10 protein-coding genes are annotated in these 12,478 nt (G+C 55.4%); all 10 read left to right on the top strand.

Features of this window, described 5'->3' with window-relative positions; translation table 11 throughout:
• A partial coding sequence (trbC, locus tag BBB56_RS22030; RefSeq protein ID WP_369409924.1) for a type-F conjugative transfer system pilin assembly protein TrbC occupies positions 1–428 on the top strand: 428 nt, incomplete at its 5' end.
• A 5-nt stretch (positions 429–433) separates the two neighbouring features.
• On the top strand, positions 434–853 hold the full coding sequence (locus BBB56_RS22025; protein ID WP_123803055.1) for a hypothetical protein: 420 nt from the start codon (positions 434–436) through the stop codon (positions 851–853).
• A gap of 58 nt (positions 854–911) precedes the next feature.
• A complete protein-coding gene (locus BBB56_RS22020; RefSeq protein ID WP_123803054.1) occupies positions 912–2,756 on the top strand; it encodes a conjugal transfer protein TraN in 1,845 nt (614 codons plus the stop codon).
• 2 nt (positions 2,757–2,758) lie between these two features.
• Complete coding sequence (gene traF / locus BBB56_RS22015; protein ID WP_233593090.1) at positions 2,759–3,532, top strand: type-F conjugative transfer system pilin assembly protein TraF; 774 nt, start codon at positions 2,759–2,761, stop codon at positions 3,530–3,532.
• Between the two features lie 3 nt (positions 3,533–3,535).
• The gene (gene trbB, locus BBB56_RS22010; protein WP_123803053.1) at positions 3,536–4,093 is read left to right on the top strand and encodes a type-F conjugative transfer system pilin assembly thiol-disulfide isomerase TrbB; all 558 of its coding nucleotides are present in this window, start codon (positions 3,536–3,538) and stop codon (positions 4,091–4,093) included.
• On the top strand, positions 4,093–5,457 hold the full coding sequence (locus BBB56_RS22005) for a conjugal transfer protein TraH (protein ID WP_123803052.1): 1,365 nt from the start codon (positions 4,093–4,095) through the stop codon (positions 5,455–5,457). The genes trbB and BBB56_RS22005 overlap by 1 nt, the downstream gene beginning before the upstream one ends.
• Positions 5,458–5,459: 2 nt before the next feature.
• Entirely contained in the window at positions 5,460–8,291 is a 2,832-nt protein-coding gene (gene traG, locus BBB56_RS22000; RefSeq protein WP_123803051.1) for a conjugal transfer mating-pair stabilization protein TraG, read from the top strand.
• Between the two features lie 14 nt (positions 8,292–8,305).
• Positions 8,306–9,085 carry a hypothetical protein gene (locus tag BBB56_RS21995; RefSeq protein WP_123803050.1) on the top strand — a complete coding sequence of 260 codons (780 nt, stop codon included), beginning with the start codon at positions 8,306–8,308 and terminating at the stop codon, positions 9,083–9,085.
• Between the two features lie 136 nt (positions 9,086–9,221).
• The gene (locus BBB56_RS21990) at positions 9,222–10,133 is read left to right on the top strand and encodes a DUF6012 family protein (RefSeq protein ID WP_123803049.1); all 912 of its coding nucleotides are present in this window, start codon (positions 9,222–9,224) and stop codon (positions 10,131–10,133) included.
• A gap of 173 nt (positions 10,134–10,306) precedes the next feature.
• The gene (gene traD / locus BBB56_RS21985; protein ID WP_123803048.1) at positions 10,307–12,475 is read left to right on the top strand and encodes a type IV conjugative transfer system coupling protein TraD; all 2,169 of its coding nucleotides are present in this window, start codon (positions 10,307–10,309) and stop codon (positions 12,473–12,475) included.
• Positions 12,476–12,478: the final 3 nt, after the last annotated feature.

The raw sequence follows: 12,478 nt of genomic DNA, 5'->3' as shown, positions 1-12,478 counted from the left end.
TGCTGTGGCTTGCCGCTGGCCTGACGGCGGCGCTGGCGGCGCAGGCGGAATACGCGCCGCAGGGCACGCAGGTCGGCAGCACAGAAAACGAGACGGCCTATTTCCTGTCGGCTTCTGTGTCCGAAAAGGAGATGGCCATCCTGATGAAGGCGGCTGAAGCCCGGGACATTCCGGTCTACTTCCGGGGGCTGGTAGGCGACAGCATTGAGCAGACCGCGAAGTACATGATGTATATGGTCAGCACCTATAAGGTGCGCGGCGTGCAGATAGATCCGGTGCGCTTTGACCGCTACGGCGTGAAGCAGGTGCCGGCGCTGGTGAAGAAGTGCGGCGACCGCTTCGACATCGTGTATGGCAACGTCGCGCTGGATCAGGCGCTGAATATGATTGAGACGCGCGGCGAATGCCGCAACACTGATGAGAGGTAATGAGAATGTTTTTACTGAACCGCTCCTGGCGCGCCTGCCTTGATAAAGCTGCTGCGTATTTAACACCGGCTACTTATTTTCTGCTCAGGACGCTCGTCATACACCCGGTTATTCTGGGCGTGCTGCTCTTCATATGGATAAACGGAGGAAATATCGGTGAGGGGTTACTTAAAGGCGCTGAACAACTGATTCGGGACGCACCAGCCGGACAGGTCTGGATATGCGCAAAAAACGCTGACGCAGACGTTTTGCTGTCGGGTCCCGATACAACCCTTACTAAATGCCACCGACAGGCTGTTCCTCAGTCTGTATGGGTAGATAAAATTAACCGCACTCTGGTAGCGCTCTACAACGCCAGCGTGCAGCTTTCCCTGATCAGCTCTGTAGTGGCATGGTTTATCAGACATCGTGCTTCAGCATGCTGAAGCACAGAGACCTGCCCGCTGCGGCGGGCCATTATTCTGACCTCTCCGGAACTCCCTGATGAAAATAGCAATCCGCACTCTGCTGCGGGGGCTGCTGTTGACCTGCCTGTCGGTCGGTGTCCAGGCAGCGTCGATGGACGCCTCCAACCAGGAAGGCATTAACGCCGGCAAATCTGCTAACGGCACGACCAGCGCCGATCCGAACGGCTACTTCGACAACTACAGCTCAGATGCGCCGCAGCGCGGCTACTACAGCGGCCCGACCCAGACATCATCAAACATTGACGTGAAAGGGCAGACGGAGCTGAGCGAGTCTGATTTAGGCCAGGCCGCGCGCGAATCCTACGTGAACAACCCGGCCGATAAGCTCAGCTACGACTCTGACATGATGAAGTACAGCGACGAAATCCGGGAAAACGCCAACGCCATAACCGGCGTGAACGGCAGCCAGTGCGTGGCGCAGGAGCTGAACAAAACCACTTACACCACGCACAGCTGTGAAATGGCCACCCCGCTTTCGCAGTTGTGCACGCGTAAGGCAACCATTGTGACGACCGGCTCGTACGACGAGTACAGCACGGAACTGGTGCTCAACGCCCGGGATGTGACCGGCAGGAAGCTGGATAACTGGTGGATGCAATATGACTTTGTCGTGCCGGAAGACGGCATCATCAGCAGCGGCACCTGGGAGTTCCTTTACCCAAAAGCGCCGGGCTATCACGGTGACCGCCTGGACTACTCCCTTCAGGTATTTGGGCAGACGATTCAAACCAAAATCAACTATTCCGGCACCCTCAGCATTCCTGCTCAGAAGGTCTCGCAGGGACAGATTATCAGCGTGCTGTTTCGCTATAACACTGACGGTCACTATGAGTCCGGCCGGGATGGCACCATGAATACTCTTGCGAACGGCACGCAGGTGCTGCGTATCACGCTCCCCATAAAGGTAGTACGCGACACGGTTCAGACGGGAATCGAGTGGACCGACAGCTGCCCTTCTGACATGGGCGACGCCGTAAAAATAAGCGAGGTGTGCAGCGACCCGGGCGGCACCCGTTCAGTGACGGTGGGTGGACATGCCTACAGCGTCTACAGCGACTGCTGGGGTTACACCACTCAGTGGAATGTCTTCGAAGACGACACGAATACCTGCCAGCCATTTATCGACGACCCGAACTGTAGCGAAGGCACACGCACATGTACCCAGAAAATCGGCAATCTCTGCGTTTACAGCAAGCTGACCTGGCAGTGTGCACATACCGTGAAAAGCACCGGCTACGTCTGCGGCTCGGAGTTCTACTGCTCGGACGGCAGCTGCTCGGCGATGCAGGCGGGCCAGAATCAGAACTTTGAAATGGCGGTATCACAGCTGGCCGCGCTCGCGGCTGCGGGCAAGGACTTCGCAGGCATGGACCCTAACGCGGTGACGGCGTTTACGGGCAAGGCGAGGGCCTGCCGCCAGAGCGCGGCGGGCTTCAGCAACTGCTGTAAAAGCGGGGGCTGGGGTCAGAGTGCGGGGCTGGCGCACTGCAACACCGAAGAGAAGGAAATCGGCACCGGCAAGGAGAAAAAGCTGGTCGTGAAGGTCGGCTCCTACTGCTCAAAAAAAGTGCTCGGGGTCTGCCTGCAGAAGAAAGAGGGCTACTGCGTGTTTGACAGCAAGCTTGCCCGCATCGTGCAGGAACAGGGGCGGCGCGACCAGCTGGGCATCAGCTTCGGCTTGGGTGAAAGCCCGGACTGCCGGGGAATAAAGGTCGCTGAGCTGCAGGGTATCAGGTTCGATCACATCGACTTCAGCGACTTTTATGACGACCTGAACAGCAACATCAAACTCCCCGATCAGGACGCGCTTAACCAGCGTATCACCTCCGACATCCAGAACAGTCTCAAATCAGGAGATTAAGCGTGAGAAAACGCATCGGCCTCGCGCTGCTGCTGGCGGTATCACCGCTGCACGCGGCAGAGGAAACAAAGCCCAATGGCTATCACTACAATCCGGCTGTCGGCTGGTACTGGTACAACGAGCCGGTAAAAAAGGACGAGGAAGAACAGCCAGTACCACTGCCTGCCGCGCCGCCAGAGACGCCTACGCAGAAGATGAAGCGTCTGCAGGCGTTTCGCGACAACCTTATGAACGAGGCAATTCTGCACCCCTCTACTGAAAACATCCGGCGCTACAAAATCGTGCAGGACTGGATGGTCAATCAGGCCAGCATGTTCGCCTCGCGCTGGGAGAAGGTGCTGCTGGATTACCCGGAGCTGGACTATAGCCTGAAGCACCCGTTCTACAACGGCACCGCCAACATCCAGTACACCGGGCAGCGGCAGAAGCAGCAGGCAGCTATCCGCTACGTCAACCAGCGCTACGGTATTTTCTTCTTTTATCGCGGTAACGAGCCGCTGGATAACCGGCTTGGCGGCGTGGTGAAAGAGTTCAGCGAGCAGTACGGGCTGACCGTTATTCCCGTAACCGTGGACGGACGCGCCAGCCCGGACCTGCCGGACACCCGGCAGAACGGCGGGCAGGCGGAAAAGATGAAGATTGAACACTTCCCGGCCATCTACCTGGTTGAGCCACGCACGAAGAAGTATCAGCCGCTGGCCTACGGCTTTATCACCCAGGACGACCTGGCGCGCCGCATGCTCAACATCGTTACCGACTTCAAGCCTGAGGATTAACCCATGATGTCAAAACTCTTTGCCGTACTGCTGATGCTTACGCCGGTGCTGGCTACGGCCAGCACGATTGACGACATTGCCCGCCTGGAGCAGGCGAAAGAGGGCGCAGACGCGCCCGCACAGTCAGGGAAAAGCGCCCCGACTGCGGATACACCCGAAGCACGGTCGCAGACAGCAAAGCCGGTCTGGTATCACCTGAGCGACGGCCGCCGGGTGGATGTGGGCCACTGGCAGATTGTGCACTTTATCCGCTCCGACTGCCCATACTGCCGCCACTTCAATCCGATCCTTAAGTCAGTGTCCGGGCAGACCGGCATCGGCGTGTTTGTTTATAGCTTTGACGGCAAGGGCGATGCGGTGTTCCCGAAGGTCATGCCAGTAAACGACGGCATCCTGAAGGACTTCTTTGCAGAGCTGCCGCAGGCGACCCCTACAGACTTCATTATCAACACGCAGTCGCTGGTGACTATCCCGCTGTCGCAGGGAGAAATGAGTGAGGAGGCGCTGAAGCAGCGCCTGGACGAATCTTTTGCGCTGGCCGTGCGCCTGGGAGTGCTGTGATGAGTAAGTTTGCGCTGAATGCCGGCATTTCAGCCGGTCTGCTGTTTTCCGCCGCAGTGAATGCAGACGTGCAGAAGGATATTAACAAGTTCTTTAACGAGATGGGCGGTGGCGGCGGTAATTATACGCAGGCGGCTGCCTGGCAGGGTCAGTCGGCGGGCTATCTGACCGGCGGCAACCTGTTTATCCGTACGCCGGTGCGCAATATCCAGCTGATCTCGGTCACGCTCCCTGACATCAAGTCGGGCTGCGGCGGCATAGATGCCTATCTTGGCTCATTCAGCTTCATTAACAGCGACAGCATCAAAATCATGGGTAAGCAGATCCTGAGCAATGCCGCCGGCTACGCCTTTGACCTCGGACTCGAAACCATCTGCCCGCAGTGTAAGGCCGTCAAGGACTACCTGCAGAAGCTCGCGGCAGACACCAACAACATGAACATTTCCACCTGTCAGGCTGCGCAGTCTATTGTCGGCGGCCTGTGGCCAAAAACCCAGGCGGCCAGCGCGCAAATCTGCCAGGACCTCGGCACCAAACACGACGTGTTCTCTGACTGGGCAGCGTCCCGGCAGGGCTGCGGAGTAGGTGGGGAAACCAACAATGTGTTCAACAAGGCGACCGACGAGGAGAAAAAACGCATCCCGCGTAACCGTAACCTGACCTGGGACACGTTTACAAAGCTTAATCAGTTCTTCAGCAACGATCGCGCGCTGAAGGAGTTCATTATGTCGATGGTCGGCACGGTGATTTATGACGCGAACGGCAACCCGACGTTCCTTCAGCCGCGCGGGGGCAGCGAGTCGATGTTCAACACGCTCCTGAACGGCGGCACCGAGAAAATCTACCGCTGCAACGACAATAATACCTGTCTGTCGCCGACTATCGCGGAGCTTACGCTCTCGGAGGACGAGGGCATGACCGGCCGGGTGCGCGACATGCTCAACGACATTTTCGATAAGAGCCGTACCGACACGGCGCTTAACGATAACGAAAAAGCTCTTATCAGCAGCACCCGCGTGCGTATCCTGCGCTACACCATTGACTCTGCGTCAGTAGGCATGGATCAGAGCGTGGTCAGCAGCCTGGCGGAGTACATTGCGGCCGACATGGTGATGTCCTATATCAACGGACTGATTGATGTGGCCGCGAGCGGGGCAGCGGGCACGCTCGATACCGAAGAGGAGAACAAGCACTTTCGCGAGAACCTGCGTCAGGTGCGTAACGAGCTGAGCCAGCGCGTTGCGCGCATTCAGGTGCAGCAGAACGGGCTGGCTGAATATGACCGCAGCCTGTCCGAAACGCGCCAGCAGCTCTCTTCATCCGTTTCCGACAGCGTGCTGTCAAACTACCAGTTTGGGGGGTAAATATGGCGCTTGATATATGGGTGGTCAGCTCCGGCGGCATGATCACGATGGGCCTCAACGCGGTCGCTACGGTGATGGAAAACGGCGGCTGGAAAACCACTGTCTGGGTGGCGGAGGTGCTGGGTATTGCCTTCTGCGTGATGACCTACCTGCGTACTCACAGCCTGAGCGCGATGTTTGGATGGGGATTAACGTTCGTGATGGTCACCGCACTGCTGCTGACGCCAAAGGTCACAGTGGTGGTCAACGATCTGACTGCCCCGGACACCATCGGGCGCGTAGATAACGTGCCGGTGGGGCTGGCCATGCCGCTGTATCTGATGACGGGCGTGGGCTACACGCTCACGACAACATACGAAGACATTTTTCACTTCCCGGACGAGCGATCCTACACCAAAACCGGGATGCTGTTCGCGAGCAAGCTACTGCAGGACAGCTTCACCATCGACAGCCGCAACCCGGTGCTGGCCTACAACATGGGGGAATACGCGAAAAACTGCGTGGTGCCGGACATCATGCTGAACCACAAGTACAGCATGCAGGACGTGATGGAATCTGAGGACGTGCAGGCTCAGATTTTCAGCAACCCGAGCCCGCTGCGCGCCATCTACTGGCGTGATTCCAGCGGCACCACATTTATGGTCTGTCGGGACGCGGCGCCACGTCTGAAAAATTTGCTGGCGGCGGAGAGTAACAATACCGGCAGCACGTTCATGGCGCACGCGGCTCGCATGCTGCCTGGCAACAACGCACCGCAGACGGCATACGCCGAGCAGCTGGCCGGGTCTTATGAGTACTTCCTCCGCAGCAGCAAGTCAGCGCAGGCGATCATGATGCAGAACATCGCCGTTGCGGGCCTGCGTCGCGGACTGAACAGCTACGTAAAGAGCATGAATGATACCGCCTCGATGGTGGACATTGCATCCGAGCAGGCACTGATGAAGCTGCGACTGTCGCACTCGGTGAGCTATACCATCGCAACGGAGGTGCTGCCGCAGCTGCACACGGTGCTCCTGCTGTTTTGCATCTGCATCTTTCCGGTCATGGCGCTGGCGCTCTACGTGCGGGAAATTGCCTGGTCCGTCATCAAGAGCTACCTGAACTTTATGGGCAGCCTGATGCTGTGGCCGGTCATGTTCGCTATTTTTAACTTTGCGGTGAACTACAGCACGCAGAGCAGCTTTCACGCCACGGGCCCGACGCTCTCTAACATGAATCGTCTGATGGAAACCAGCACCACCACGGCAGGAATCGCCGGCTGGCTGATGTTGTCCATTCCGTTCCTGGCGTTCCGCCTGTTTACCGGGCTGGGCCAGAGTTTTGCAAGCCTCAGCTCCAGCCTGGGCAGCGCGCTCAGCAGCGCGTCGGCGGCAGACTCTGGTGCGGTGGCATTGGGCAACGTGAGCGTAGGTAACGTGCAGATGGATAATATCAACGGGCACAAAACCGACCTGAACCGCGTTTATCGCGACGGCAACACAACCATGCAGCTGGGCAATGGTGCCATGCGTACCCTGACACAGGACGGACAGACAGTGTACGACGCGTCCGGCGCAACCAGCCGCCTGCCAGTGGATCTGCATCTTGACCATAACCTGGCAAGTGCTGCGCAGCGATCGGTGCGCGACAGCATGGCGCAGACCGAGATGGCGGCGCAGGGCTACAACCACGCGGTTCAGGAAACTGGCTCGCTGCTCAAACAGTTCCATGAGCAGTTCGGCAACAGTGATTCGAAAACGTTGTCGGCTTCAACCGGCATTAGTATCACCGATGCGGAGCGCGTTAACAAAATGCAGAACGTGGCGCAGGACTATGCGACCCGCAACCATATCAGCCTTAATGAGGCTTACTCTGAGCTTGAAGATAAAGCCCGGAATGAGTCAGCTAATATTGGGACGAGAGTTCAAGCTGGGATGGATTCAAGTAAAACTCTATGGGGCAAACCTAGTAAGTGGCTTATCGGTGCATCACTTAAGGGAGATGTTCATGGTGGTGCTGATATTACTGCTCGTACCGGTTCCACATCTCAAACGAGCGAAGGCGGACAAAGAGGGAACGATAACTCGCAGACAATTTCGGCGCGCGAATCGCAGGACTTCAGTCAGGGTATGGATGTACTGCGTAACTACAGCACGACCTACAGTGGCCAGCACGTTGATAACAATGCGGCCGGCCTGATGAACCAGATTTCTTCCGGCATTACAACCTCTGACAGCAAATACGCTCAGTACACGGCCAGTCAGTCGCATACACATGAATTGCAGAAGATGGCTTCTGAGACAGAAACTCTCAGCGCAGGCGCGCGTGACAACTACACGCAGCAGTTCGTGAAATGGGCACAAAAGCGAGCACCAGGAAATGCCGAAACTATCCTTACTAACACGTCTGATGAAGGCATTCAGAAGCAGCGCGATGGTCTGGTTCAGGAGTTCTTTGCCGAGAGGCTACAAAGCCATATTGACGGAGACTATGCACGTCACTCAGGAGGCACGGGTGAAGGCATGGGCGCACCGGCAAATACCGCAGGCGCACAGTTTGGTGGCGCATATAACAGCGCGAACCAGAGTATCGATGCCGCATTAGCCAGAAACGATATTCGCACAGACATAAGTAATGAGGTTGAAGCTCAGCAGGGGGTCGTCAAGAATAAGGCAAACGCTGCGCAACAGCAGCTTAATGAAGGAAAAAAACAGACCGACGGTGCCATCGCTTCTCGTATGGGCGATTTTACGGAGAGTTCAAATCAATATTCAGCAAACAAAGCTGGGGCTGATAAAAATCAGGATACCTTCTTTCCTGGCGATTATGTGAAATTCACAAAAAAAGAAAGATGAATAGGGGGTGGTAAATGAATATTTCGCAAAGGTATGTTTTAGGTAAGTTGCGTTTGGGTAAAGATACTAATCCTTTACCCCCGCTTTTTAGTGGATTAAAAAAAATACCGTTGGTAATGATTTTTTGCTGGGTAGCGGTTGTTGCTTTACAAATTTTGATGATAGAGGATTCTGGAGGGAACAGCCTCGCTAGCCTGTTAGTCTTCATTGTGTTTACATTTTTAATTATCCCAGTGCTGACTTATATGTCAGTTTATGCGGGCTCCTCATCATTAATACGGAGCTTTGTTTCTAAAGGGAAAATATCAAAATGGACGGGGCGCGCCTCAAAGGTTTTAGTATCAGTTTTGATTTTTTCATTTATCTGCATGGGGTTAAATGTCCCATATTTTAGCGCTTATCTTTTCCCTGTTATGGCCTTTATTGTCTTGATGATCGCCCTATGGATTAAGTTTAGGAAAGAGATAAAGGTTTTAGCTTGCGCAAGAGATTTTATCCTGCTCAGAATTCAACAGGTTCACATTTCACATAGAGCTGTAATGAATGAAGATAATGGTTATGACATAAATCCCGTTAATGGTCTACCAATGTTTAACTCAGATATTGATGTGCTTGGTAATCCCAGAGGGGGGGCATCTATTTTTACTGATTCAGATCATTCATTATCGCCTATAGCCCCCCATTCATCGGAATATGCGACCGGCTTAGTAAATCCTTCAACAGGACTACCAATGCTTGACAGTACATATGATGTTCAAGGACATGCATGGGGTAGTACAGATGATAAATTCTAACATTCTAGCCAGATCGATTGTTCATTTATCAACGGATTATGTTGTTGTTTTTATTTGGGTTTCTTGGTTTCTTTTAGTTTTGCCTTAGTACGAGGTGGCTCTCAATCGCTCAATGTTAAATGGTAGAGGCGTAAAAATGTTAATTCATCTGACTCCTTCTTTTTATCTTAATTACTCTGATATCTCAGTTAACTTAATTGATGTGAAAATTCCTGAATTAGGTCTGCTCCTTCATGCTGAAAGAGATATCACAGTCAGGTTCCCGTCGCCTAATAAGCGCTTGCATTACGTCTGTCGCAACAAAGGCCGCAAAGCCATTCACGGTATTTTGCTAAATACAGATACTAACGTGACGGACATGACCGTAATAACCCGCTGGGCCGTCCAGGGGGAGGTGTCCGTACACCGCGTGCACATGCACATCGTCGGTGATGACGATGCGGTAACAGACGTTATTCACCTGTGGAGCGGCGTCTTTAACACCCCCTTCCAGGATAAAACCCCCGCCGAGGCCAGAAACTGGATACCAGCATCCTGTCAGCCTCGCCTGACCGTGAATGCCGGCGACAGGCCGTCCGCACGCGAACTGGCTATCTGGCGCCGTGCCGATCCTGCCGGGATTATCCGGCAGCAGACCGAATACTATACCGCTGCCACTGTCGAGCCAGAGCGGCTGCTTTCTCCTGCGCGCAGCGTCAGCCGGTTACCGGCACTGGAAGACGCGTTTGACTGTAAAGTGCGGGAATATCCGGACACGCTGCGCGTCCTGTATGACTCCCCTGATGTGACCGTATGCCCGCTGACGGAGCATGAGGAGCTGATTCAAAGCGACCTTAAGGAAATCGGAAAGCTCGATGCGTTCACCCCGCTCATTCAGCCCGTATTGAATGAAGTTCGCACGGTTTGCCCGGTGTTTTTCACCAACACAACCAATCTGATGAACTGTATTCGTCGGTTTTCAACGCATTTCCGCGCGCTGAGCGACGTCGAACAGCGATTTGTTGAAGATCAGATTAATCAGCCTTTGTTCCGCGTTTCAGTCAGCTGAGACCGCCCGCCGCACAGCCTGACGCGCCCTGCGTCTGGCGGAGGAGGCGGAACATCACGTCAGCCCATCCGGGCACGTTCGCACCGTAAGTAAACCCCGTGCAGCTTTCTGCCTGGCTTTCGCCTGCCCGCAGCTCTGCGCGGCTGTCTCTGTTTCCACATAAAGGACTTTCCATGAGCCTCAACGCCCGCGACTTTACCCAGGGCGGTCAGGTGATGAAATACATGATCGGCATGTTTGTGCAGATCATGAATATCGCATCTTACTGGGTCGTACTGTTATCAACGCTGATATTTTTAGGCTGGATGCTGCTGTGCCTGACATTGCAGGAGTTCATTCACGGCAGTGCCTACTGGCTGGTTAAATGGTTTGTAATACCACTGACAAAGTTTTCCGGCGGTAATTCTAAAAGCGGCTGGACCTTTCATTTCCAGCGGCCAGATGGCGAAGTGGTTGCGTTTAAACACACTGCTCAACAGGTGATGCATGATCCGTACTTCATGCAGATGGGTGAGCAGGTGAAAGACGCCGCTTTTTACGGCTGGGGCATTTCCACATTGTGCTTTGTGGTATCCATGCTCGGCATTACCTGGTTTCTGGGCAGTAAAGGGGCGAAGCAGCGCAAGAGCGAGCTTACCGGTGGCCGTATTCTTGCGACAAGCCCTGCTGTCGTAAACCGCCTGCTTAAAAAAGCCGATATGATGTCGCCGCTCAGCATCTGCGGTCTGCATATCCTTAAAGACTCCGAAATGCAAAATTTTGGCCTGCACGGCACAGTAGGGTCGGGCAAGAGTACCGCCCTGAACGACCTGCTGCGCCAGCTGCGCGAGCGCGGCGATCGCGTTATTGTGTATGACAAAGGCAATAACTTTATCCCGACTTTTTACCGTCAGGATAAAGACCTTATCCTTAACCCCTTCGACGCGCGCTGTGCCCCCTGGGACCTGTGGGAAGAGTGTAAAACGGTAGGAGACTTTGAAAACTTTGCGACCTCCCTGCTTCCTGACAGCAGCGGCAGCAGCGATCCGTTCTGGGTGCTGTCGGCGCGATCGCTGTTTGTAGCTACCGCGCGGCGCATGGCCCGCGAAAAGGACCGCAGCATCGGCGAGCTGCTGAAAAAGCTTATGTCCATCAGCCTGGCAGACCTGCGCGCGTTTCTGGAGGGCACGGACGCGGCCAACCTGGTGGACGGTAGTATCGAGAAAACAGCAATGACCATCCGCACCATTCTGACCACCTACGTTCGCTCGCTGCGCTACCTGCAGGGGCTCGATCAGGACGGCCGCCGTCCGTTCAACATCCGCGACTGGCTGCACACCGAAGACGCGAGCGGCGACAACCCGTGGATTTTCATCTCCAGCGACGGTCAGAACCACAACGCGCTGAAGCCGCTGCTGAGCGCGTGGCTCTACATGACCATGTCCGGCATCCTCGGTCTCAGGGCCGACCGCAACCGCCGCATCTGGACTTTCCTGGACGAGCTGCCGTCCCTGCACAAGCTGCCCATTCTGCCGGAGTTCTGCGCCGAGGGCCGTAAGTTTGGCGGCTGCACCGTCGCCGGATTGCAGAACTTCTCGCAGCTGGAAGAAACCTACGGAACCAACTCGGCTAAATCCATCTGGGACTTGCTGAATACGCGTGTTTTCTATCGGGCGCCCAGCGGCTCGATTGCGGACTGGGTGCAGAAGGAAATTGGCGAACAGCGGCATAAGAAGTTCAAGGATCAGTACAGCTACGGCATCGACATCATCCGCGACGGCGTGCAGTTCTCCAAAGACGAAGTCAATGAGTTTTTGGTCAGCTATTCCGACGTCCAGAGCCTCAATGACCTTGAATGCTATATCACCCTGCCCGGCGAGTGGCCGGTGGTGCGCATGAAGCTGCCCTGGAAGTCCTACCGCGAAATCGCCGAAGGGTATATCCCGCGCGACGTGGAAGACGTGTTTGACCCGGACATTGAGGCGACGCTGGCAAGCGAAACCAGTGGCAACCTGGCAGTCCAGATTGTCGGGCGATTGTTTGGTGATGCCCCTGTTGTTGCAGCGGCTGCAAAACCTGAAGAAGAACAGCATGCCGGCAATACAGGGGCCGCTGCAGGCACGCCGAGTGCTGTGGCACCCGCTGAAAACGCTACTGCATCGTCTTCAGCGGCACAGGCAGCGGCTGCCGAAGCAGGCGGGCGCGTTGTGGCGCTGCCGTCTCCTGTAGCGGAATCGTCACCAACACCTTCCCCGGAAACCACAGCGCCTGCGTCGGCCGCACAGCAGGAGGCAGAGCCGCGGCTGCAGGATATGGACGTGGCTAAACATAACAGCGCGGATTTTGGTCTGGATCGCAACTGAGGT

The sequence above is a fragment of the Candidatus Pantoea deserta genome, from assembly GCF_003813865.1.
GTDB classification, from domain to species: Bacteria; Pseudomonadota; Gammaproteobacteria; order Enterobacterales; family Enterobacteriaceae; genus Pantoea; species Pantoea deserta.
The sequence above is the reverse complement of the archived record's forward strand: the minus strand, read 5'-3'. Positions and strand labels throughout refer to the sequence as shown.